This is a genomic window from Pseudomonas sp. GM33, from assembly GCF_000282295.1.
GTDB classification, from domain to species: domain Bacteria; phylum Pseudomonadota; class Gammaproteobacteria; order Pseudomonadales; family Pseudomonadaceae; genus Aquipseudomonas; species Aquipseudomonas laurylsulfatiphila.
The window spans coordinates 52,753-74,479 of record NZ_AKJO01000143.1 but is presented as its reverse complement, the minus strand read 5'-3'; the positions used below and the strand labels follow the sequence as shown (position 1 = coordinate 74,479).

The following is a 21,727-nucleotide window of genomic DNA, read 5'->3' as shown; positions in this document are numbered from 1 at the left end:
TGCCAGCGATGGTCGTCAACGATAACGCGTGCGAACTGGATAAACGCGGCGTATCTGAGTCCATCGCCAGCAGGCTGGCTCCTACAGTTTTCGGGAATGCGTGAAGAACCCTTCGCCCCCGGCCCCGGGCATTGCAGTGACGTCAACGCCACTGGAAATATCCGGTAGGCAAAAAACCAAATTGCCATGTGCTCCCTTCGTTCATTCTTGCGTCGCACTGTTCATTGTCCGTTCCCTGTACGTCTGGAGTTTCCCCAATGCCCTCGCCTAATTCCTTGCCCGCCGCGCTGCTGGGCCTGGCCCTTGTTTGTCCGGCGATGACCGAGGCCCAGGGCCTTGAACTGGGGCAAGTGCTGATCGGGGCCGAGGACCAGAGTGACGAAGACCAGGGAATCGAGGACGCCAAGGCCCGGATGGCCCAGGTACCCGGCGGTACCAATGTGGTCGACATGCGCCGTCCGCTGCAGGGCCGCGTGGCGAGTAACCAGGATGTGCTGGCTTATCAGCCCGGGATCTATGCCCAGTCGGCGGGCAATGAGGGGGTGAAGATCTCGATCCGCGGATCGGGCATCAACCGTGCACCGGGTGCCCACGCCTCGGGGCTGTACACCATGCTCGACGGTCTGCCGCTGACCGGCCCTGGCGGCACGCCCTATGAACTGCTGGAACCGCTGTGGCTCGACCATGTGGAAGTGTTGCGCGGCGCCAACGGTTTCGACCGCGGTGCCCTGGCCTTGGGCGGGGCCATCGATTACGTCAGCCATACCGGTTACAACGCGCCGAAGGTGCAGGTACGCTACGCAACGGGCAGTCACGGTTATCAGCAGCGTCAGGTCAGCTCCGGACAGGTGCTGGGTGACTTCGACTACTACGTGGCCATGACCGACGCAAACGCCGACGGCTACCAGGACCACACGGCCAGCGAGAGCCAGGGCGTGATCGCCAACTTCGGCTATCGCTTCAACCCGAACCTGGAAACGCGCTTCTACCTGCGCCACCGCCAGACCGACAACGACCTCGCGGGACGGGTGACCAAGCACTCCATCGAGCACGATCCACGGGCGGCCAACCCCGCCTACGTGGCGCGGGACGATCGCCGCGACGAGCCGGGCAGCACCTTTATCGGCAACAAGACCACCTGGTACCTCGATGACGATTCAAGCATCCAGACCGGCCTGGTCTACCACGACTACCCCATGGACTTGCGCGAGGGGCCCAACCGACTGAAGGTGGCGTACACCGACGTCAGTGGCACGTTCGACTATCAGCGTCGCGACACCCTCTGGGGCCTGCAAAGCCAGAGCACCCTGGGCCTGCGGGTGACCAAACACCTGCCTAACTCAGGGGCCAGCGAGTTCGTGCGCATCCCCACCGGCAACACCGCCGGTTACGCACCGGGCACGCTGATGCGCAACTTCACCTACCAGGGCTCGGACACGGTTCTGCATGTCGGCAACGACCTGGAGATCGCCGACGATCTGTGGCTGACCACGGGCCTGGCCGCCATTTACACCCGCCGTGAAAGCGACGTCACCTATCCGCAGGAAGGCGGCAAGACCAGCCTGCACGATTGGGACTATGCACCGCGCGTGGGCTTGCGCTACCAGCTGACACCTGACCTGCAACTGTTCGGCAACCTCAGTCGCTCGGTCGAGGCACCGCACCCCTGGTCGCTGATCTATAGCTCCAACATTCGCTTCCCCGCCGGCAGCGGCCCCGCCACAGGCGCCCAGCGCGATCCGGTCAAGCTGCAAAACCAGACCGCCACCACCCTGGAAATCGGTGGTCGCGGTGACAGCACCCTGGGCCAGTGGAGCCTGGCCTGGTACTACGCCCAGGTACACCACGAACTGCTCTCGGTGTTGCCGGACGCCAACGCCACCACGCCGTACGAGCTCAACGCCAGCCCCACCGTGCACCAGGGCGTCGAAGCCAGCCTGCTGAGCCCGCTCTGGTCGCCGGACGATGGCGGCCAGTTGAGCCTGCGCCAGAGCTACACCTTCAGTGACTTCCACTACCGCGACGATGACCGCTTCGGCGACAACCGCCTGCCCGGCCTGCCGATGCATTATTACCAGGGCGAACTGCGCTACGACTGGCCACAAGGCTTCTTCGCCGCGGTCAACACGCAATGGGCGTCCAAGGTGGCGGTCGATTACGCCAACAGCTACTACGCCGATCCCTACGCCATATTCGGCGCGACCCTGGGCTACAACGCGCCCAAGGGCGACTGGCAGACCTGGCTGGACCTGCGCAACCTGACCGACAAGCACTATGCCGCCACTGTCACGCCGGGCTACGACGACAAAGGGCTGGACGCGGCACGCTCCACCCCCGGCGAGGGCATCGCGATGTACGTCGGGGTGTCGTGGAGCCTGCTCTGAGGCCGCGTTGGACAGGTATTGAACCGCCACACGGCCCCTGTACGCGTCAGACCTTGAAGTCGGTGGACAGCGCCAACGCTTTCCATTCGCTCAACTCCGCCTCCACAAAGCGGTTTTTTGCCTCGATGCGTGCAACAGTGTCGCTGCCCAGCGCCAGGCGTTGTGGCGGTTTCGGGGCGTTGACCAGCGCGAGCATCGCTTCGGCAAACTTCACAGGATCCCCAGGCTGCGCATGGTTGGCGCCTTCGGCAAACCGGCGCATCTTGCCGACGGTTTCCTCGTAGTCCGGCAGTTCCAGGGCGGTCTTGATCAGCGACTGCTCGTCCAGGAAGTCGGTGCGGAAAAACCCGGGTTCGACAACCGTCGCATGAATGCCCAGCGGCGCCAGCTCCTGATGCAGCGCTTCGGTAATGCCCTCCACCGCAAACTTGGTGGAACCGTAGACGCCCCAGCCCATGTAAGCCTGATAGCCGCCGATCGACGAGATATTGATCACATGACCACTACGCTGGCGTCGCATGTGCGGCAGTACCGCGCGGGTGACGTTGAGCACGCCGAACACGTTGGTGGCGAACAGGCGTTGCGTTTCGCTGGCGCTGGTCTCTTCCACCGCGCCCAGCACGCCGAAGCCGGCATTGTTGATCAGCACGTCAATGCGCCCGAAACGCTTGATGCCTTCGGCAACCGCCTGATGTGCCTCTTCCTCGCGGGTGACGTCCAGCCGCACGGCGAGCAGGTTAGGGTGATCGCCCAAGCGGTCAGTGATGTCGTGTGTTTGACGAGCGGTGGCAATCACAGCGTCGCCGGCACGCAGGGCGTGCTCTGCGATGAGGGTGCCAAAACCACGGGAAGCGCCAGTAATGAACCAGGTACGCATTTCAACTCCTCCTGTCTGCGACCCAAGCGTTGTTGCCGGGCCTTCTCGATGAGTTGATGCCACTTTAAGGCTGTGCTACTGATGTGATAATCCCAGCAATTTTGCATGACTTTGTGAAAGGTTCTCACAAATGAAATCCCCCTCCACCGCCGACCTGTCGATCTTCCTGTGCATCGCCCGGCACCTGAACTTCAGCCGGGCAGCGGTCGAACTGGGTCTGACGCCCTCGGCACTCAGTCACTCATTGCGAGCGCTGGAGAATCGCCTGGGCGTACGCCTGTTCAATCGCACGACGCGCAGCGTGGCGCTGACTGACGCTGGGGAACGACTTTTCGCACGGCTGAAACCAGCCTTCCGGGACATCGATGATGCCTTGGAAGACCTCAATAGCTTTCGCGACAAGCCCTCAGGGAACCTGCGCATGACAGCAGGCCGACAGGCGTGCGAGTTGGTGCTCTTGCCGATCGCCAGCCAGTTCCTGAAGGCGTATCCGGATATCCGCCTTGAAATCGTCGAAAGCGACGCCTTGGTCGACGTGGTGGCTGGCGGCTTTGATGCGGGGGTACGTTTCGGCAACCGTCTGGAAGCCGACATGGTCTCGCTGCCTATCGGACCGAACATGCGCTCGGTGGTTGTAGGCTCGCCGGCATTCTTCGAGCGACATGCCGCCCCCCGAAATCCCGAGGACTTGCATGGCATCCCGTGCATCCGCCATCGCTTCCCCAGCGGCTCGATGTACCGCTGGGAATTCGAACGCGGCGCGATCACCCAGGAAATCGACGTCAGCGGGCCGCTCACGCTCGGCGATGTCAGCCTGATGATCGGCCCGGCACTGCAGGGTGTGGGCCTGGCCTACGTGTTCGAAGACATGGTCACCGCGTACCTGGCCGATGGTCGCCTGATCCAGGTGCTGGCCGATTGGTGCCCCTTTTACCCGGGCCTGCACCTGTATTACCCCAGTCGCCGCCATGTGCCCGCTGCGCTCAAGGCCTTCATCGACTTTGCCCGTACGGCTCGACACGCCACCGTCCGCGACAACTAAGCTTGTGTAACCTCACCTCGTCCCTCAAGGAGCTATCCATGAGTGCCGCTGCCCTGTCCGAACTCGATGCCGCCCTGCCCGGCCTGACCCGCAAGATCCGCGTGCTCGATGCGCTGTCCTGGCCCGATGGCGTCGAGGAGGACTTCCTGGCGAAATGGCGCAGCGGGCGTGCCACGCTGCCCGATGTCAAGTTGCAGCCCCGCGACCACAGCGCCGACATCGCCGCCCTGGAAAACTTTATCAGCCATTGCGATGTGGGGCATCCGGCGGGGAACTACCTGGCCCTGACCGCCCGTAGCTATGCCACGGCCGGGCAGATGCTGGGGGCCATGGGGACTCCCGCCTTTACCCAATACTCGTCAGCGCTTTACCGGCGTCCGGATTTCTATTACTCGCGCCTGCAACTGAGCATGCTCGACGCGGCCCGATTCTTCCTCCAGACCACCGACGCCCTGTTGGGGGGGGCACGCATTCCACCCAGCCCCGCCGAGATACCGGCCAAAGTGTTCGCCGCCTGGATTCAACCGGAACTGGACCGTTTCTTCGGCGCCGGACAGATCACGGTGGTGCTCGATCCGAACCTGGCCGCCAAGGCCATCGCTGGATCGAGCCGCATTCGCCTGCGGGCCAGTGCGCTGTTCACGGAACTGGACAAGCATCAGCTGTTGCAACATGAGGCCTTCGTGCATGTCGCCACCGCACAGAACGGCGCGCGGCAGCCCAACCTCACCAGCCTGGGCCTGGGCGCACCGCGCACAACCCAGACCCAGGAGGGCATTGCCACCCTGGCCGAACTGTTCACCGGCAGCATGGACATCAACCGCCTGCGTCGCCTGGCCCTGCGCGTGCTGGCCGTCCAGCAGGCGCTGGAGGGCGCTGATTTCATCCAGGTGTTCGAAGGTTTTCTGGCGGCCGGACAGACGCAAGAGGAATCCTTCCGCTCAACCCAACGGGTGTTCCGCGGCGCCGATCTGCGGGGCGGTTCAGCGTTTACCAAGGATGCCGCTTACCTGACCGGGCTGCTCGGCGTCCACACCCTGCTGCGCATTGCAATCCGCGATAACCGGCCGGAACTGATCGGGCATTTGTTTGCAGGGCGCCTGAGCCTGGCGGACACCGTACGCCTGGCGCCATTGTTCGAATCCGGCTGGCTCAAGGGACCGACCTACCTTCCGTCATGGGCCTCCGATCTGCGTCTGCTGGCGGCGAACCTGGCCTTCTCTGCGTTCATTTCCCGGATCAGGCTGGATGTGCTGGACCTGGACGTGTTCATGGCATTTGCCGAAGAACACGAAAGCGATGCCAGCGCACATTGATCAGAATCAGGACCTGGATCACAGCGTTTCAAAGCCAGCCGAGGTCCGTCAAATGAGCTGCTACCATTAGGAAGCGGTGTCGAGGCGCAGCTCTGTGGCTTGCAGGGTCGGCTTTCACCTGCCAGGGATTGATCCACTCATTTCAAGCCTGACCACATGGGGGGTGCAATGCACATTCCATTACTTTACGCGTTGTCGGCCGTACTGTTGTTGAGCGGACCTTCCAGCCTGGCACTGGGTGCGGGTGAGACCGCTGCCGCACCCGCCCCGGTTCCGGCACCCGCCGCAGCCCCCGTACCGGCAAGCGCGTCCAACGCGGCGCCCGTCGCCCCGGTGACCAAGGATCCGGTGTTCAACCAGGAACAGCTGGATCAGATGCTGGCGCCCATTGCGCTGTACCCGGACCCTCTGTTTGCACAGGTGCTGATGGCCACCACCTACCCCGGGGAAGTCGGCGAGGCCGTCAGCTGGTCCAAAGCGCACCCGGACGCCAAGGGCGACGACGCAGTCAAACAGGTGGCGAACCAGCCCTGGGACCCGAGCGTGCAGGCACTGGTCGCCTTCCCGCAGGTCCTGGCAACGCTAGGGCAGGATCCCGTCTGGGTACAACGCCTGGGTGATGCCTTCCTGGCGCAGCCCGACGATGTCATGGAAAGCGCGCAACGCTTGCGTCGCCAGGCACAGGCAGCCGGCAATCTGCAGAGCAACCAGTATCAGAACGTGACGATCCAGAATGTCGCGGCGCCAGCACCTGCAACCACGAATGCAGCACCGGCTCCAGCGCCAGCGCCAGCGCCTGCTGCGGAGCCGGCGCCGGCGCCGGCCAGCAACTCCACCATCATCATCCAGCCTGCCGATCCGCAGGTGGTGTACGTCCCCACGTATAACCCGACGACCACCTACGGCACCTGGCCCTACCCGTCGTCGCCGCCGGCGTACTATCCACCGCCACCGGCCTATTACCCTGGCCAGGCCCTGGTGGCCGGACTCGCGTTTGGCGCCGGCGTGGCGATCATCGGATCGTTGTGGGGGGAATGTGACTGGGGCAATAACGACGTCGACATCGACGTCAATCGCTACAACAACATCAACGGCAACAACCGGATCACCAACAACAAATGGCAGCACAACCCGGTGCACCGCAATGGCGTGCCCTATCGAGACAATGCGAGCCGCGCACAGTACGGCCGCCAACTCAACGGTGCCAGTCAGCGTGAAGCCTATCGCGGGGACACTGCCCAGCGCGCCCAGGCCCGTGAAAAGGCCCGCAGTTCAATGGACAAGCACGGTATCGAACGCCCCGCCACCAGCAACCGCGAAGCCCGTGATCAAACGCGCAAACTCCAGTCCGGGGCCGCGGACGGCAATCGGTTACAGGCCGGTTCGGACAGGCCCAGGGCGGCTGACAGAGGCCAGGGTACCGCCAGAAATACCCGGGAAAATCAGCAGCCCAGGCCCCAGGCCCGCCAGGAACCCAGGAACCAGACCGCCCAGTTGAACCAGCGCAGAGAAGGCGCAGCGCAGACGCGGCAGGCGCCGAACAAACGACCGGCCGCCAGTGCCGGCAGTGCCCGCAACAATGCGTTCGCCGGCGCACGCTCACCGTCCCAGGCCAACGTCCAGGCCAATCGTGGCCGGGCCAGCCAGGCATCCGCCCATCGCCCCAGTGCCGCCCGCTCGGCCGGTCACCAGGTCAGTCGGCCGTCCAATCCACCAGCGCGTCAAAGGGGGGGCCGTCGTTGAAAAACCATCCTCGAATGAAAGGACTCATGGGCTTGCTGCCTCCTGTCCTTGCGGTAGCTGCCGGCTTGCTGTGGTCGTGCATGGCGACGGCGCAGCAGGCCTTTCCAACCCCGGAAAAGGCCGCAGAAGCCTTGGTCCAGGCACTGGGTACGGAACATGCCGACCAGGCACGCCTGACGGAACTGCTCGGTAGTGACTGGCACAACTACATCCCGCGTGAAGGCGTGCAGCGCAAAGACGTCGATGCGTTTTTGCAGCAGTACCGCGAGCAACACCACATTGAAAAAAGCGGTGAAGACAAGGGCATCCTGGCGGTCGGCCCCGAGAACTGGACACTGCCGATCCCCTTGGTCAAAGTGGCGAGCGGCTGGCGCTTCGACTTGAAGGCCGGCAGTGCCGAGATCCGCGCACGCCAGATCGGCCGCAATGAACTCGACGCGGTGCAATCGGTGCTGGCCTATCACGACGCCCAGATGGACTATGCGTCAGTCGATCGGGACGGTGATGGCGCACTCGAGTATGCGCAGAAAATCTTCAGCACCCCCGGCAAGCACGACGGACTCTATTGGGCACCGGACGATAGCGGCCAGATCAGCCCGCTGGGGCCTTCGTTCGGCAAAGCCATTGCCGACGAAGAATGGCATGGCTACCGCTTCCGCATCCTTCATGGCCAGGGGCCTTCGGCACCGGGTGGCGCCTACAGTTACCTCATCGGTGACAAGATGAGCCGCGGCTTTGCCCTGATTGCCTGGCCGGCGAAATACAACGACACCGGGGTGATGAGCTTCATGATCAGTCACGAAGGCCAGGTGTTCGAAAAAGACCTGGGGCCCGAAGGTGAAAAACTGGCGCTGGCGATGAAACGCTTTGACCCGGATGACAGCTGGCAGGAGGTGGCGGCAGATCAGGATCAGGAGTAGCCCGCAGCAACCTGCTGCGGGCTTGCAGAACTATTGAATCGACAGGACGAATCGCTCTTCGCTGCCCGTGCTGTCGACACGGCAAGGTTGCTCAAGCTTGAATCCGCACCGGTCCAGTACCTTTCTGGAGCCCAGGTTTTCCTTGTAGGCATAGGCCACCAGTTGCGCAAGTCCCCAGCGCACCCGTGCCTGCTGGATCAGATGCCTCAGCGCCCGTGTTGCCAGCCCCTGCCCGCACACGCGCTGATCGATCCGATAGCCCACTTCGGCAGACCCCATCGCCAGGTCGATGCTTTTCAGATTGGCTCGACCAACGATTGTCTGGTTTGAGTCCTCGATGACAAACGGGTGCCAGGCGCCGCTGGCCAAACCCGACAGATAGCTGTCGATATGATCGACGACACCGCGCAACGAATAAAACCCAGGGTCGCGCGCATCGATATGCGATTCGAACCATTCACGGTTGCGGATTTCGAACGCCAGCAAAGCCTCAGTGTCAGTGGTTTTCAGCTCGCGAACATTAAACGAATCCATGCACTGCATCTCCTTTGCCTTGTCTCGAAACAGCGCAAGTCTATCGCATACCTGAACATCTCCGCCCTTCTTGAGCCTTGGCGACTTGCACTCAACATATGGATAAACGTATATTCGAATAACCATATGTACAGAGCCACGCCAATGCTCAATCCTGCCGTCGTATTCAAATGCCTGTCCGACGAAACCCGCGCCCGGGCCACTTTGCTCATCGCCCGTGAAGGCGAGTTATGCGTGTGTGAGCTGGTCTGTGCCCTGGACGATAGCCAGCCGAAAATTTCCCGCCATCTTGCCCAGCTTCGTGGATGCGGCCTGCTTCTGGACCGCCGCCAGGGGCAATGGGTGTATTACCGGCTCAACCCTGATCTGCCCGTGTGGGTTCGTGATGTTCTGCAAACCACGCTGGCAGCGAACGCCGACTGGCTCAAGGACAACAGCACCCGCCTGAACGCCATGGGCGACCGCCCTCTCAACACTGCCGCCTGCTGCTGACCCTTCAACCCGTCGAGAATCCACATGCTGACTGCGTTTTCCATTTTCCTGCTCACCATGGTGTTGGTCATCTGGCAACCCAAGGGTCTGGGCGTCGGTTGGAGCGCCTCCCTGGGCGCCGTTCTGGCCCTGCTGGCAGGCGTCGTGACGCTGCACGATATTCCGCTGGTGTGGGCCATTGTCTGGAACGCCACCGCAACGTTCATCTCGCTGATCATCATCAGTCTGTTGCTCGATGAGGCCGGGTTCTTCCAGTGGGCCGCCTTGCATGTGGCGCGCTGGGCCAAGGGTGACGGGCGACGCCTGTTCGTCTTCACGATACTGCTGGGGGCCGGCGTCTCCGCGTTGTTTGCCAATGACGGCGCCGCCCTGATCCTGACCCCCATCGTTGTTTCAATCCTGCTCGCACTGCGTTTTTCGCCAGCGTCCACCCTGGCGTTCGTCATGGCGGCCGGCTTTATCGCCGACACGGCGAGCCTGCCCCTGGTGGTGTCCAACCTCGTCAACATCGTATCCGCGGACTACTTCGACCTGGGGTTCGCCGAATACGCGGCCATCATGGTGCCGGTCAATCTGGTTGCCGTGGCGACCACCCTTGTGGTGCTGTACCGGTTTTTCCGCCGTGACATTCCCCGGCACTACGCGCTCGATGACGTGATGGATCCGCGACGCGCCGTGCGTGATCCCCTGACCTTCCGCGTCGGCTGGATCGTTCTGGCCCTGTTGTTGGTCGGGCTGTTTGCCCTGGAGCCCCTGGGCATTCCGGTCAGCGCCATCGCAGCGGTCTGTGCCGCGCTGCTGTTCGCCGTGGCGGCGCGCGGGCATGTGATTTCCACCCGCCGGGTGCTGCGTGAAGCGCCCTGGCAGGTCGTGATCTTTTCCCTGGGCATGTACCTGGTGGTGTACGGGCTGAAGAACGCCGGACTGACCACCTACATGACCATGGCCCTGAACCGCATGGCCGAGTTCGGCATCTGGGGCGCCGCGCTGGGCACCGGCCTGCTCACGGCCTTGTTGTCATCGGGCATGAACAACATGCCCACGGTGCTGGTGGGCGCACTGTCGATTCAAGCCAGTGACGCCACCGGCGTAGTGCGTGAAGCCATGATCTACGCCAACGTCATCGGCTCTGACCTGGGCCCCAAAATCACCCCCATCGGCAGCCTGGCCACCCTGCTCTGGCTGCATGTTCTGGAGCGCAAGGGCATTCGCATTACCTGGGGTTACTACTTCAAGGTCGGCGTGGTCCTGACCCTGCCGATCCTGCTCATCACCTTGTCTGCCCTGGCCTTGCGCCTGAGCGTCTAGCCACTGTGCGCCTGCAAAGAGGAGTCACCATGCGCGTTCTGTTTATGTGTACCGCCAACAGCTGTCGCAGCATCCTGTCCGAAGCCATGTTCAACCATCTCGCGCCAGAAGGATTCGAGGCGATCAGTGCCGGCAGTTTTCCCAAGGGACAGGTGCTGCCCCGCAGCCTGAGCACCTTGCAAGAGGCCGGCATTGCCATCGACGGCTTGAGCAGCAAAGGCAACGAGGCTTTCGAAGCCAACCCGCCGGACATCGTCATCACGGTCTGCGACAAGGCTGCCGGCGAAGCGTGCCCGGTGTACTTCGGACCGGCACTGAAAGCCCACTGGGGCCTGGAAGACCCCTCGGACATAACGGGCGATGAAGCACGGATAGCGGCGGCGTTCCACTCAACCCTGGCGCGCATCGAAACGCGCTGCCGGGCGTTCCTCGAACTGCCTTTTGCACACCTTGACCGCGATGCATTGAAGCGCGAACTCGAACGCATCGGCACGCTTTGACCGGAGCCCTTATGACCCATTCCCTGCCCAATCTCGACACGGCACTGACCCAATCCATCGCCCATGGACGCAACGACCAGCACAAGCCGCGCATCCTGTTGTTATACGGCTCGACTCGTGCGCGGTCGTTCAGTCGCCTGCTGGTCGAGGAAGCAGCCCGGTTGCTCGAACACTTCGGCGCCGAGACGCGGATCTTCAATCCATCCGGCCTGCCGCTGCCGGACGACGCGCCCTCCGATCACCCGAAAGTCCAGGAACTGCTCGAACTGATGCAGTGGTCTGAAGGACAGGTCTGGTGCTCGCCTGAGCGCCACGGCTCGATGTCTGCAGTGTTCAAGGCGCAAATCGACTGGGTGCCGTTGGCGTTGGGGGCCATTCGCCCAACCCAGGGTAAAACCCTCGCGGTCATGCAAGTCTGCGGCGGCTCCCAGTCCTTCAATGTGGTGAATCAGCTTCGTGTGCTGGGACGCTGGATGCGCATGTTCACCATCCCCAATCAATCTTCCGTGCCAAAGGCTTTTCTGGAGTTTGACGACGCCAATCGCATGAAACCCTCATCGCTGTACGACAGGGTCGTAGACGTCATGGAGGAGCTGGTGAAATTCACCCTGCTGCTACGGGATCGCCCCGACCTGGTTGACCGCTACTCGGAGCGCAAAGAGTCCGCGCAGGAACTGACTCAGCGCGTGAATCAGCGGTCGATCTGACTGTAGAAATGCTTGGCTCAATAGCCGAAAAAAAGTCGCAAACCCCATGACGTTCCAGGGCTTGCGACTCTTTGCCGATACGTCCCTCAAGCTCCCGGGACGTGTTCTACGGTATGCCTGCCGTGTTCATTGCCGAACGTGCAGGCTCAGTTCTCTACCTCAACCGCATCGAAATCCGCTTCGTCTGGAGCATCCGCCACATCCTCCCTGGCGTCCTTCGCCTCAACTTTGGCGGCCTCTCTGGCTGCCTTCGCCTCGGCTTTGGCGGCGTCCCGAGCGGCATCCGCGGTAGCCCGGGCAGCATCCCTGGCGGCATCTGCCTCGGCCTTGGCCGCGTCCCTCGCGGCATCCGCAGCGGCACGGGCAGCGTCTCTGGCAGCATCTGCGTCATCGTCCGCTACACCAGCCGCTTTTGCGGCATCCCGGGCGACATCTGCTTCAGCCCTGGCGGCGTCCCGGGCAGCATCCGCAGTCGCTTTTGCCGCATCACGAGCGGCATCAGCAGTCGCTCTGGCCGCGTCCCGGGCGGCATTGGCATCAGCCTTGGCAGCGTCCCTGGCTGCATCGGCGGCATCGTTGTCAGCATCATGATCAGCGTCGTCCGCGTCGTTGTCATGGGCATTGCCCGGACCTTTGTTCCCGGCTACACCACCATGGTCAGCGTCGCCGCGTCCCGGGCCTCCATGACCGTCACCGTCATGGCCTGCGGCGCCATGATCGCCACCCTCTCCTCCATGGCCGCCGGCACCGTGACCGCCGTCACCACCACCGTGGCCACCGCCGCCGTCACCGCCACCGTGACCACCTCCGCCGTTTCCGCCACCGCCATTACCGCCACCGTGACCACCACCGCCTCCACCGCTGCCGCCATCCTTGGCATACACGCTGGAGAAACTACCGATGTAATCGGGCACCAGGACAGTCGATGCCGACAGGACGCCACCGATGGCCAGAGCCAATAAACATTTCTTGAGCAGCATGATGCACCTCCGCATGGAGTTGCGAACTCATCTCCGTATCGAACGCAATGTCCAGTGAGTTCCCGGCTGCCCATTGGAGCAGCCGGCCAACCGGCACGGCCATCAATCTGCAACATTGACGAGCAACTGCGGTATACGCACGATCCCTCAGAGCCAGTTGGCATCGTTGCGTGGGAAGCATTCCCACATATTTTTTTGGATAAGTGCCTTCAGCCCGAGTTCAAAAAAAAGAATCAGCACTGACGCATGGGTTGAGCAACAACTTCAGCTCACAGCAAGCAAGCTGCCAAGCTGCCCGCAGCAACGAGCCAGACCAATACAACGATCACCGCAGCAATTCTGTTCGCTGGCCGCTTCTTGTGGTTCTTCTCCCACTCACTGGCTTTGAACCGACACTCCTCGAGCACCTGTGCAGGCATCAAGCGAATAGCGAGCAGAATGCCAAGCGGCAAAATAATCACATCGTCCAGATATCCAAGCACAGGAATGAAATCGGGAATGAGGTCGATTGGACTCAGTGCATACGCCACGACAAAAACCGAAATCCATTTGGGTAACCAGGGTGTTTGCGGATGCTGGTAGCAAAACCAGAGAACCATCGTCTGTCGTTTCAGGTTTCTGGCCCAGCCCCGTAAACGATCAAGCAGGTGTTTCATATCGGCATCGTCTGTACTTGAAGGCGCGTACCTGCGAGCGTAGCGCCTTGGGAGATTGACAGCCATGAGTCGAGAGCTGGCAAACAGCAACAGGCTGGTGCAATCAACGAGTTGCAATGCTCTAGCCGGTGTCACCCCTTGGTCAGATCAACCAACGGCGTCTGCCGCACCTCAGTCTCCCGCCCGCCCTGAATCTCGCTCACCTGCTTCAAGGCCCTGTCCACAGCCACCTTATCCGCCAACAAGCTATAGCTGATGCGGAACTGCTTGTGTTCCTTCGGCCCAATTGTCGGTACCAGGTTCAGTGGCCGTTGATAACGGCGGTTGTAGGAAAAACTTGTCCCTGGCTCCAGCCCCGTGACATAGCCCTGGCCTTGGGTATCGGTGTTTTTCCACAGGGAAAACACGGGCAGTGTCTGAGTGTTGAAGCCGACCGAAACGCCCAGGCTGCCGGCCTTGTTATGCAACACGGTCAACGTATCGCCCTTGGCATCGGCATACGGAACCACGTTGTAAACCGTTTCGTCGTAGTCCTTGGTCGGTGCGCGGTAGGTTTGCCAGTCGGGGAGATCGCCCTTGGCCTTGTCGTTGAACGGCGACACCTGTTTCACCGGCGCAGCGAAACGAGCACCCTGCTCCAGGAACGGAGTGCTGAAGTTACTGTGATACAGCGCCTGGTATTCCTTCGGATAGTCGCCGTTGTTGGTCAGGGTGTCGTTGAGCGCGAACACTACGCTGCCAGGTTCGGTGACCAGTTCGGTCGCGACGGAGAAGTCGACCTTCTTGAACGCCTGCTCTTTCAGTTCGCCGCGCAGGGTGATGGCGTACGGTGGTTTTTCATCGATGTGCAGGGTGACTTTGTTGGCCGGAATGTTGGCGGCCCGACCGTGCAGGGTCAGCAGTTCGCCATTGTCGACGCCCGGGTGGCCGACCCATTCGTATCCGCAGCGGGTGACCAGTTCGTTGAAACCTTCCAGCCAGCCCAGGCCACCACGACCGTTGAGTTCGATGAAGGATGGATTGACCACTTCCTTGACCGGCGAATCCCAGCCCATGCGCACACTGCCGACCGAGGCCTGCAAGACGTTCATTCCGCGAGTCGGCACTACCGAGAGTTTCATCGTGCCGTTATCGATGTCGACGATGCTGACGCCCTCCTGCCGACCGCCGTGCAAGGTGCGCAGGGTAACGCTGAAGGGTTTGTCGGTTTTTATGCCGAGTTGCTGGCTGGTGATCTGCCAGTTCTGGGCGGCTTTGTCGGTGTCGAGCAGAACGTAATCCCAGGCCATGGCGTGGGAGGCAGCGGACAGTGCGCTGAGGGCAACAAAGAGTTTGAGCGGGGTCATGACAGCAGCCTTTCTTGGAGTTGTGCCATTTTTATAGACTTGATGAAACGTTTCAGCAAGCTTAAAAGCGAATCAACGGCGGCAAATGCCAGAAAAGATCCGGGACAAATCGGAAAATCGAGTCGATGCCATCGCGCAGCCCGATGTCGCTTGGCAGTCTTCAAAATGATGTCGTAGTAAAGGCACCCCGCGCCAACACCCAACGCAGACACGTATCCACCCACAAATTCCCTCTTTGCCAGCGGGATAAATAGCCAGCTATTGGTTGACGAAAGTCTGAAGTATTCATTTGAACTTTCGGATTCTTTCGCCACTCGGCCTGTGCCTAACATCGGCTCCACAGCGAACCAGCCTCGGCATCGCTCAGTGGGACCGAGTTACGCAGGGATCCAGATCCAAAGGCCTCTGCCACCACCGACCACTGATCGCTTCGCCGCCTGGTGCCGTCGAAGTGCTTTTGCAGCAGGCCCTGGGATTTTTGAGGATCACCGATGAAGCTGGAAATTTTCCGTACGCTGTGGGGTTACACCGCCAGCAAGGCCCAGGCGCTCGAAGAGCTGCTGCAAGTGGGCTTTGATGGCATGGAAGCGCGCCTGCCACTGGACGCCCGCGAACGGGCTGAGTTTGGCGCCTTTCTCCAGGCCAACCGCCTGGGTTATATCAGCACCGTCTTCAGCGCCTACGACGTGCTGCCGGATCAGTCGGCAACGCCTGCCGTCCACATCAATGACCTCGACCAGAAGCTCGCCTGGGCTGCTGAACTCTCCCCGCGCTTCGTCAACGTGCTGGCGGGCAACGACCGCTGGTCCTTGGCACAACAGGTGGAGTTTTTTGGCCAGGCGCTGGAGCTGGCGCGCAAGCACGGTCAGGTCTGCAGTTTCGAAACCCATCGCTCGCGTTCGCTGTTCAATCCCTGGGTGACCCTGGAGTTGATCCGGCAACTGCCCGATCTGTTGTTCACCAGTGACATCAGCCATTGGGTTGTGACCTGCGAGCGTCTGTTGAATGATCCGGCCGATGATCTGAGCGCGTTCATCGAGCGGGTTCACCATATCCAGGCCCGGGTCGGTTATGACCAGGGGCCACAGGTTCCGCACCCGGCGGCGCCCGAATATGCAAAAGAACTGGCCTTCCATCAGCAGCACTGGGAAAGCATCTGGCGCTCGCAGCAGGCCCGCGGTTACCAGGTCAGCACCCTGACGCCGGAATTCGGTGCCGACGGCTACCTGCATCACCTGCCCTTCACCAATGTCCCGGTCGCCGACCTGTGGTCGTTGAACGTGTGGATGGGCCAGACCGAGCGCGAACACTTCGAGCGTTTCCACCACTCAAGCCATCCTTAGGGAGCCGATGCGTCATGCCTGACAATAAAAACAACAGCGCCAGCACTGACACACTCAAAGCCAACTTCAACAGCATCCCGGTGGTCAACATCGCCGGTCTGTTCAGCTTTGAACTGGAACACCGCCTGGCCGTGGCCGAACAATTGGGGCGTGCCGCCAGCGAAGTCGGGTTTCTCTATATCACCCATCACGGTATCGACCCGCAACTGATCGCCAATCTGCGCAAGGCGGCCAAGGACTTTTTCGACCAGCCCCTCGACGCCAAGATGCGCCACTACATCGGCACCTCGCAGACCCACAAGGGCTTTGTGCCCGAAGGCGAAGAGGTCTATTCCAAGGGCAAGCCGGACCACAAGGAAGCCTTCGACGTCGGCTTCGAAGTCCCGGCCGATGATCCGCTGGTGCTGGCCAACACCCCCTTGCTGGGGCCCAACGACTGGCCGCAGCTGGCAGGTTTCAAGGCATCGGTGCAGGCCTACTATGAAGCGATCTTCGCCCTGGGCCGGCGCCTGTTCGGCGGCTTCGCCCTGACCCTGGGCCTGGAAGAAAACTATTTCGACAGCCTGGTCACCCGTCCGCCGTCCAAGCTGCGCCTGATCCACTACCCGTTCGACGGTGCCGCCCATGACGCACCGGGTCTTGGCGCCCATACTGATTACGAGTGCTTCACCATCCTCCTGGCCGACAAACCCGGCCTCGAGGTGATGAACAATCTTGGCCAATGGATCGATGCACCACCGATTGCCGATGCCTTCGTGGTCAACATCGGCGACATGCTGGAGGTGATGACGGCAGGCGCATTCGTTGCCACTGCGCACCGGGTGCGCAGCGTGAAAGAGGAGCGTTATTCCTTCCCGCTGTTTTATGCCTGTGACTACCACACCCAGATCAAACCGCTGCCCGGGTTCGCCCAGGCCGGCAACGACTACGAAGAGATCACGATCGGCGAACACATGTATGGCCAGGCGCTGCAGACCTATCAGTATCTGCGCCAGAGGGTGGCCAACGGGGAAGTTCAACTGCCAGGCAAGGCACGCAAGCCCGCCAGTTTCGGACATTTGAAAAATCAGGCGCAACCGTCCTGATTGAAGTTTTCAGCTAACCCCCTACCTATGCCGGAGTCAGTAAAAATGAAAAACAATAAAAAGAACCTCTTGTGCCTGGCTGTATTGGCAGCCGGCATGTTCGGAGCCTCGGTGAGCATGGCCGCGTCAGATACGTTCAAGGTCGGCATGGAGATCACCTACCCTCCTTTCGAGTCCTATGACAAGGACAAGAATGTGGTGGGTTCGGACCCCGAGCTGGCAACCGCACTGGCCAAACACATGAACGCCAAGGTGGAGTTCGTCGACACCAAGTTCCCGAGCCTGATCCTGGGCCTGAACTCCGGCAAGTACGACGCGATCATTTCCGGCATGTACATCACCCCGGAGCGCCAGACCCAGGCGCAGACGATTGCGTACGCCAACACCGGTGCCGCGGTCATGGTGCCCCAGGGCAGCGAGATCAATGCGAAAAAACCTGAAGACCTGTGCGGCCTGAAGCTGGGCCTGGAACAGGGCACGACCTGGGTGAAGGAATTCAGGAAGCTGTCCGACGAGTACTGCGTACCGAACAACAAGGGCGCCATCACCGTCAGCGAGTACCCTTCGGCGCCCGAAGTGACCCAGGCCTTGCTGTCCAAGAACATCCAGGCCCAGGTTGAAATCGCCGGTGCCGCCAAGATGATCGCGGAAAAGACCAATGGCCGGGTCGTGATCACCACCGAGCACCCGATCTATCAGCAAACCCTGGGTATTTTCGTCAAGAAAGGTAACGACGCAACCTACCAGGCCGTGCAAAAGGCCTTCGAGGAGACGAAAAAGAGCGGAGAATACGCAGCGATCCTCAAGAAATACGGCCTGGAAGAACCGACCGCCAACTAAGAACCTACCCTTGTAGTCTGGTTATCTGCCGCCCCTGCACGGGGGCGGCAGATCGAGGTGTCCCATGCAATTCGATTGGTCGTATTTCTTCTCCCTGTTCTCCCTGCCGGACTTCTGGAATGCCTGCGTCACGGTCATCCAGCTCAGTGCCCTGGCCTGGTTCATCGGCATGCTGCTGGGTTTTGTCCTGGCCACCGCCAAGCTGTCCCAATCGCCTTTGCTGCGCATTCCCGCAGCGGTCTACATCTGGTTTTTCCGCAGCATCCCGTTGCTGGTGCTGGTGGTGTTCGTCTACAACCTGCCGCAGTTGTTTCCCGGTAGCGGACCGATTCTGTCCAACCCCTTCTACGCAGGGTTGCTGGCCCTGGTGGTCACTGAAGCGGCGTACATGGCGGAGATCCATCGTGGCGGCCTGATTTCCGTGGCCAAGGGCCAGAGGGAAGCCGGACGCGCGCTGGGTGTCGGCGTGCTCGGCATGCAACGCCTGATCGTGATCCCACAGGCTTTCCGTATTTCGCTGCCCACCCTGATCAATGAATACATCACAGTGGTCAAGCTGACTTCGCTGGTCTCGGTCATCTCCCTGACCGAAATCCTCACGGTCGGCCAACGCCTCTATGCCACCAACTTCCTGGTCATGGAAACCCTGGCAGCGGTGGGCGTCTACTACGTGTTGATCGTCACCGTATTCGGCTATTTCCTGCAGCGCCTGGAGCGCTACCTGGACCTGAACTTCCGCAAGCCGCACACACTCGACGCCTCCACTATTGCCAGGTTCAAGGCCAGCGCCGAAGCCTTGCCCGACATTGCGCGCAAAGCCGCAGGCAACAACACAACGCCGATCCTGCAACTGAACAACATCCAGAAGAGCTATGGCACCCACAAGGTGCTGCTGGGTATCGACCTGAATGTCGATTACGGCCAGGTGGTCTCGATCATCGGGCCATCCGGCTCCGGCAAGACGTCGCTGATCCGCACGGTCAACGGCCTGGAAAGCATCGATACCGGCGACATCAAGTTGTTCGGCGAAACCTTCATCGAAGCCTCGGACAAACCCAACGGCTCGCGCCTGCGCAAAGGCGTGCGGCACATCGGCATGGTGTTCCAGAACTTCAACCTGTTCCCTCACCGCACCATCCTCGACAACATCACCCTGGCACCGCGGTACCACGGCCAGCCGGGCGAGCTGAGCGAGCATCGTGCCTATGCGCTGCTGGACAAGGTCGGCCTGCTGGCCCATGCCCACAAGTACCCGCACCAGCTCTCCGGCGGCCAGCAACAGCGCGTGGCGATCGCCCGGGCCTTGGCCATGGAGCCGCAGATCATGCTGTTCGACGAGCCGACCTCGGCCCTCGACCCGGAACTGGTCAACGACGTGCTCAACGTGATCCGCGACCTGGCCAGGGAAGGCATGACCATGCTGATCGTGACCCACGAAATGGACTTTGCCATGTCGATCTCCGATCGAGTGATCTTCATGGAGAACGGCAATATTCAACTCGATGCCGCCCCTGACACCATTCGCTGCGAAGCTGCAGGCGAGAGGGTACGACGCTTCATGGGCATCGGTGCCCGTTCGCCAAACCTGTCTACAGTGGTGGATCACGCATGAATCTTGGAATTGCAGGACGCTGGGCGCTGGTGTGCGCCGCCAGCAAAGGCCTGGGTAAAGCCTGCGCACAGGCACTCGTTACCGAAGGCGTGAACGTGGTGATCACCGCACGGGGCGAAGACACGCTGAATGAAACAGCCCGTCAGCTGAGGGCGATCAATCCTGAAGTGACGGTCATCGCCGTGGCTGGAGACATTTCCACGCCCGAGGGTCGGGCGGCAGCGCTCAAGGCCCATGAGCATTTCGATATCCTGATCAACAACGCCGGCGGCCCTCCTCCCGGGGATTTCCGCGAATGGAATCGCGACGCCTGGCTCAAGGCGCTGGATGCCAACATGTTGACCCCTATCGAGCTGATCAAGGCAACGGTAGACGGCATGGCGGCACGCGGATTTGGCCGGATCATCAACATCACCTCGAGCGCCGTGAAGTCCCCGATCGAAAGCCTGGGTCTGTCCAACGGTGCGCGCAGTGGCCTGACGGGGTTCATTGCGGGGCTGGCCCGGCAAGAAAACATTGCCAGCCGCAATGTGACGATCAACAACCTGCAACCGGGCTCGTTCGACACCGATCGACTGCGCGACAACCTGGTCGCCGCTGCCCACGAAATGGGGCAAGACAGTGAGGCATTCCTTGACGAATGCCGTCGTGAAATTCCTGCCAAACGCTTCGGCTCACCCGAGGAGTTCGGTGCGCTGTGCGCCTTCGTCTGCAGCAGCCATGCAGGCTACCTGACCGGGCAGAACCTGTTGATTGACGGAGGGGCCGTTCGCTCCAGCCAGTGATGACGGCAGGCACCCCCATGCCATTCGTCAGCGCCATTCTCCTGTAGGAGCTGTCGAGTACAACGAGGCTGCGATCTTTTGATTTTCAAAAGCAAGATCAAAAGATCGCAGCCTGCGGCAGCTCCTACAAAAAACGCTGCAGACGCCATGCTCCTGTAGGAGCTGTCGAGTGCAACGAGGCTGCGATCTTTTGATTTTCAGAAGCAAGATCGCAGCCTGCGGCAGTTCCTGCAAGGCTCCCCCTCCCATTCCCTCAGGGCGACGGCAAGTAGTGCATCGTATGGGACTCCCCCATCAACAACGGACGATTCAGTTCCGCACAAGCGCGCAGATAGTCGGCTACCAGGGTGACCCGCTTGAGCTTGCGCAGGTCCTCGCTGTAATACATCCAGAACTGTCGCGTGACTTCCACCTCACCCGGCAGCACTTCGCACAGGCGGGGATCGGGGCCGGCGAGGAAGCAAGGCAGGATGGCCAGCGCCCGCCCTTCCAGGGCTGCATGGTAATGGGCGACCACACTAGTGCTGCGCAGGCGGCAGTTGGCGCCAGGCATCAGGTCGTTCAGGTAGAGCAGCTTGAAGCTGAAGGCCAGGTCTTCGACGTAGGTCACGAACGGGTGGCTGGACAGGTCTTCGCGACAGCCGATCGACGGATGATTGGCCAGGTACTCCGGCGTCGCATACAGGCGCAGGCGGTAGTCGCACAGTCGCGAGCACACGTATGGACCGCGTTCGGGCCGCTCCAGGGTGATGGCGATATCCGCCTCGCGCCGTGACAGGTTGATGAAGTGCGGGACCGGCAAAATGTCCGCCGAGATATTCGGGTAGTGCTCGAGGAAGTGGCTCATCTGCGCCGTGATGAAACAGGTTCCGAAGGCTTCCGTGCAACCAATGCGCAGATGCCCGGAGAGCCCCCCTGTCGTGCCGAAAACCTGCTCGCAAGCCACCAGCAGCGTACTTTCCAGGCTTTCGGCGTGTCCGACCAGACGCTGCCCTTCCACGGTCAGGACGAAGCCTGAGGTGCGCGATTTCTCGAACAGCAAAGCACCCAGGCATTGCTCCAGCGCACGGATGCGCCGCGACACCGTGGTGTAGTCCACTCCCAGGCGTCGGGCCGCTCCGCTGGCGGTGCGCGCACGGGCAACTTCGAGAAAAAAGCGTAGGTCGTCCCAGTTCAGTGGGGGCTGCGTTGTGCGTTTTTGCATATCCATCGGGCTTTTCTGCCAATACATATGGGAAATATGCCCTTATATACTCG

At 61.3% G+C, this 21,727-nt stretch carries 21 protein-coding genes; 15 read left to right on the top strand and 6 right to left on the bottom strand.

Annotated features, from left to right (window positions below; genetic code table 11):
• Nucleotides 1-257 precede the first annotated feature (257 nt).
• Nucleotides 258-2,384 (top strand): TonB-dependent receptor family protein, encoded by a 2,127-nt coding sequence (locus PMI26_RS05820; protein ID WP_007978325.1) that lies wholly within the window; start codon nt 258-260, stop codon nt 2,382-2,384.
• Nucleotides 2,385-2,430: 46 nt separating this feature from the next.
• On the opposite strand, the gene PMI26_RS05825 is transcribed toward PMI26_RS05820, so the two are convergent.
• A complete protein-coding gene (locus PMI26_RS05825; RefSeq protein ID WP_007978323.1) occupies nt 2,431-3,261 on the bottom strand; it encodes an oxidoreductase in 831 nt (276 codons plus the stop codon).
• Between the two features lie 130 nt (nt 3,262-3,391).
• On the opposite strand from PMI26_RS05825, the gene PMI26_RS05830 reads away from it, so the two are divergent.
• The 4 genes from PMI26_RS05830 (at nt 3,392) to PMI26_RS05845 (ending at nt 8,282) form a co-directional block, all read left to right on the top strand.
• Nucleotides 3,392-4,303 carry a LysR family transcriptional regulator gene (locus tag PMI26_RS05830; protein WP_007978321.1) on the top strand — a complete coding sequence of 304 codons (912 nt, stop codon included), beginning with the start codon at nt 3,392-3,394 and terminating at the stop codon, nt 4,301-4,303.
• 38 nt (nt 4,304-4,341) lie between these two features.
• Nucleotides 4,342-5,619: a flavohemoglobin expression-modulating QEGLA motif protein gene (locus tag PMI26_RS05835; RefSeq protein ID WP_007978319.1), complete on the top strand. Its 1,278-nt coding sequence runs from the start codon at nt 4,342-4,344 to the stop codon at nt 5,617-5,619.
• Between the two features lie 168 nt (nt 5,620-5,787).
• A complete protein-coding gene (locus PMI26_RS05840; protein WP_007978317.1) occupies nt 5,788-7,362 on the top strand; it encodes a DUF3300 domain-containing protein in 1,575 nt (524 codons plus the stop codon).
• A 26-nt stretch (nt 7,363-7,388) separates the two neighbouring features.
• Nucleotides 7,389-8,282, top strand: coding sequence for a DUF2950 domain-containing protein (locus tag PMI26_RS05845; RefSeq protein WP_033048208.1), 894 nt, complete (start codon nt 7,389-7,391; stop codon nt 8,280-8,282).
• A gap of 30 nt (nt 8,283-8,312) precedes the next feature.
• On the opposite strand, the gene PMI26_RS05850 is transcribed toward PMI26_RS05845, so the two are convergent.
• Complete coding sequence (locus tag PMI26_RS05850) at nt 8,313-8,816, bottom strand: GNAT family N-acetyltransferase (protein WP_007978313.1); 504 nt, start codon at nt 8,814-8,816, stop codon at nt 8,313-8,315.
• A 144-nt stretch (nt 8,817-8,960) separates the two neighbouring features.
• Between PMI26_RS05850 and PMI26_RS05855 the strand changes: the two genes are divergently transcribed.
• From PMI26_RS05855 to PMI26_RS32145, 5 genes are all read left to right on the top strand, one after another.
• A complete protein-coding gene (locus PMI26_RS05855) occupies nt 8,961-9,308 on the top strand; it encodes a metalloregulator ArsR/SmtB family transcription factor (protein WP_007978311.1) in 348 nt (115 codons plus the stop codon).
• 24 nt (nt 9,309-9,332) lie between these two features.
• The gene (locus tag PMI26_RS05860; RefSeq protein WP_007978309.1) at nt 9,333-10,616 is read left to right on the top strand and encodes an arsenic transporter; all 1,284 of its coding nucleotides are present in this window, start codon (nt 9,333-9,335) and stop codon (nt 10,614-10,616) included.
• A 29-nt stretch (nt 10,617-10,645) separates the two neighbouring features.
• Nucleotides 10,646-11,116: an arsenate reductase ArsC gene (locus tag PMI26_RS05865; protein ID WP_007978306.1), complete on the top strand. Its 471-nt coding sequence runs from the start codon at nt 10,646-10,648 to the stop codon at nt 11,114-11,116.
• Nucleotides 11,117-11,127: 11 nt separating this feature from the next.
• Entirely contained in the window at nt 11,128-11,823 is a 696-nt protein-coding gene (gene arsH / locus PMI26_RS05870) for an arsenical resistance protein ArsH (protein ID WP_007978305.1), read from the top strand.
• Nucleotides 11,824-11,936: 113 nt separating this feature from the next.
• The gene (locus PMI26_RS32145) at nt 11,937-12,785 is read left to right on the top strand and encodes a hypothetical protein (protein ID WP_050549222.1); all 849 of its coding nucleotides are present in this window, start codon (nt 11,937-11,939) and stop codon (nt 12,783-12,785) included.
• A 287-nt stretch (nt 12,786-13,072) separates the two neighbouring features.
• On the opposite strand, the gene PMI26_RS0129810 is transcribed toward PMI26_RS32145, so the two are convergent.
• The 3 genes from PMI26_RS0129810 to PMI26_RS31480 form a co-directional block, all read right to left on the bottom strand.
• On the bottom strand, nt 13,073-13,459 hold the full coding sequence (locus PMI26_RS0129810) for a YkvA family protein (protein ID WP_033048203.1): 387 nt from the start codon (nt 13,457-13,459) through the stop codon (nt 13,073-13,075).
• A 131-nt stretch (nt 13,460-13,590) separates the two neighbouring features.
• Nucleotides 13,591-14,805, bottom strand: a complete 1,215-nt coding sequence (locus PMI26_RS05875) for an aldose 1-epimerase family protein (RefSeq protein ID WP_007978297.1) — start codon at nt 14,803-14,805, stop codon at nt 13,591-13,593.
• Complete coding sequence (locus PMI26_RS31480) at nt 14,802-15,119, bottom strand: hypothetical protein (protein ID WP_157222286.1); 318 nt, start codon at nt 15,117-15,119, stop codon at nt 14,802-14,804. Before PMI26_RS31480 ends, PMI26_RS05875 begins: the two co-directional genes overlap by 4 nt.
• A 177-nt stretch (nt 15,120-15,296) precedes the next feature.
• Between PMI26_RS31480 and PMI26_RS05880 the strand changes: the two genes are divergently transcribed.
• The 5 genes from PMI26_RS05880 to PMI26_RS05900 all read left to right on the top strand — a co-directional run bounded on the left by PMI26_RS05880 (nt 15,297) and on the right by PMI26_RS05900 (nt 20,470).
• Nucleotides 15,297-16,148, top strand: coding sequence for a sugar phosphate isomerase/epimerase family protein (locus PMI26_RS05880; protein ID WP_007978295.1), 852 nt, complete (start codon nt 15,297-15,299; stop codon nt 16,146-16,148).
• A gap of 14 nt (nt 16,149-16,162) precedes the next feature.
• Nucleotides 16,163-17,233 carry an isopenicillin N synthase family dioxygenase gene (locus PMI26_RS05885; protein WP_007978293.1) on the top strand — a complete coding sequence of 357 codons (1,071 nt, stop codon included), beginning with the start codon at nt 16,163-16,165 and terminating at the stop codon, nt 17,231-17,233.
• Nucleotides 17,234-17,278: 45 nt separating this feature from the next.
• Nucleotides 17,279-18,073, top strand: coding sequence for an ABC transporter substrate-binding protein (locus PMI26_RS05890; protein WP_007978291.1), 795 nt, complete (start codon nt 17,279-17,281; stop codon nt 18,071-18,073).
• Between the two features lie 64 nt (nt 18,074-18,137).
• On the top strand, nt 18,138-19,685 hold the full coding sequence (locus PMI26_RS05895; protein WP_007978290.1) for an amino acid ABC transporter permease/ATP-binding protein: 1,548 nt from the start codon (nt 18,138-18,140) through the stop codon (nt 19,683-19,685).
• Nucleotides 19,682-20,470, top strand: a complete 789-nt coding sequence (locus PMI26_RS05900; protein WP_007978288.1) for an SDR family oxidoreductase — start codon at nt 19,682-19,684, stop codon at nt 20,468-20,470. The genes PMI26_RS05895 and PMI26_RS05900 overlap by 4 nt, the downstream gene beginning before the upstream one ends.
• A 253-nt stretch (nt 20,471-20,723) precedes the next feature.
• Here PMI26_RS05900 and PMI26_RS05905 read toward each other — a convergent pair whose 3' ends face one another.
• Nucleotides 20,724-21,701, bottom strand: a complete 978-nt coding sequence (locus PMI26_RS05905; protein WP_007978286.1) for a LysR family transcriptional regulator — start codon at nt 21,699-21,701, stop codon at nt 20,724-20,726.
• Between the last annotated feature and the right edge of the window lie 26 nt (nt 21,702-21,727).

Excerpts from the sequence above, each read along its gene's own strand:
- PMI26_RS05820 (WP_007978325.1), top strand. The coding sequence starts at position 258 with ATGCCCTCGCCTAATTCCTTGCCCGCCGCGCTGCTGGGCCTGGCCCTT.
- PMI26_RS05825 (WP_007978323.1), bottom strand. The coding sequence starts at position 3,261 with ATGCGTACCTGGTTCATTACTGGCGCTTCCCGTGGTTTTGGCACCCTC.
- PMI26_RS05830 (WP_007978321.1), top strand. The coding sequence starts at position 3,392 with ATGAAATCCCCCTCCACCGCCGACCTGTCGATCTTCCTGTGCATCGCC.
- PMI26_RS05835 (WP_007978319.1), top strand. The coding sequence starts at position 4,342 with ATGAGTGCCGCTGCCCTGTCCGAACTCGATGCCGCCCTGCCCGGCCTG.
- PMI26_RS05840 (WP_007978317.1), top strand. The coding sequence starts at position 5,788 with ATGCACATTCCATTACTTTACGCGTTGTCGGCCGTACTGTTGTTGAGC.
- PMI26_RS05845 (WP_033048208.1), top strand. The coding sequence starts at position 7,389 with ATGGGCTTGCTGCCTCCTGTCCTTGCGGTAGCTGCCGGCTTGCTGTGG.
- PMI26_RS05850 (WP_007978313.1), bottom strand. The coding sequence starts at position 8,816 with ATGGATTCGTTTAATGTTCGCGAGCTGAAAACCACTGACACTGAGGCT.
- PMI26_RS05855 (WP_007978311.1), top strand. The coding sequence starts at position 8,961 with ATGCTCAATCCTGCCGTCGTATTCAAATGCCTGTCCGACGAAACCCGC.
- PMI26_RS05860 (WP_007978309.1), top strand. The coding sequence starts at position 9,333 with ATGCTGACTGCGTTTTCCATTTTCCTGCTCACCATGGTGTTGGTCATC.
- PMI26_RS05865 (WP_007978306.1), top strand. The coding sequence starts at position 10,646 with ATGCGCGTTCTGTTTATGTGTACCGCCAACAGCTGTCGCAGCATCCTG.
- arsH (WP_007978305.1), top strand. The coding sequence starts at position 11,128 with ATGACCCATTCCCTGCCCAATCTCGACACGGCACTGACCCAATCCATC.
- PMI26_RS32145 (WP_050549222.1), top strand. The coding sequence starts at position 11,937 with ATGCCTGCCGTGTTCATTGCCGAACGTGCAGGCTCAGTTCTCTACCTC.
- PMI26_RS0129810 (WP_033048203.1), bottom strand. The coding sequence starts at position 13,459 with ATGAAACACCTGCTTGATCGTTTACGGGGCTGGGCCAGAAACCTGAAA.
- PMI26_RS05875 (WP_007978297.1), bottom strand. The coding sequence starts at position 14,805 with ATGACCCCGCTCAAACTCTTTGTTGCCCTCAGCGCACTGTCCGCTGCC.
- PMI26_RS05880 (WP_007978295.1), top strand. The coding sequence starts at position 15,297 with ATGAAGCTGGAAATTTTCCGTACGCTGTGGGGTTACACCGCCAGCAAG.
- PMI26_RS05885 (WP_007978293.1), top strand. The coding sequence starts at position 16,163 with ATGCCTGACAATAAAAACAACAGCGCCAGCACTGACACACTCAAAGCC.
- PMI26_RS05890 (WP_007978291.1), top strand. The coding sequence starts at position 17,279 with ATGAAAAACAATAAAAAGAACCTCTTGTGCCTGGCTGTATTGGCAGCC.
- PMI26_RS05895 (WP_007978290.1), top strand. The coding sequence starts at position 18,138 with ATGCAATTCGATTGGTCGTATTTCTTCTCCCTGTTCTCCCTGCCGGAC.
- PMI26_RS05900 (WP_007978288.1), top strand. The coding sequence starts at position 19,682 with ATGAATCTTGGAATTGCAGGACGCTGGGCGCTGGTGTGCGCCGCCAGC.
- PMI26_RS05905 (WP_007978286.1), bottom strand. The coding sequence starts at position 21,701 with ATGTATTGGCAGAAAAGCCCGATGGATATGCAAAAACGCACAACGCAG.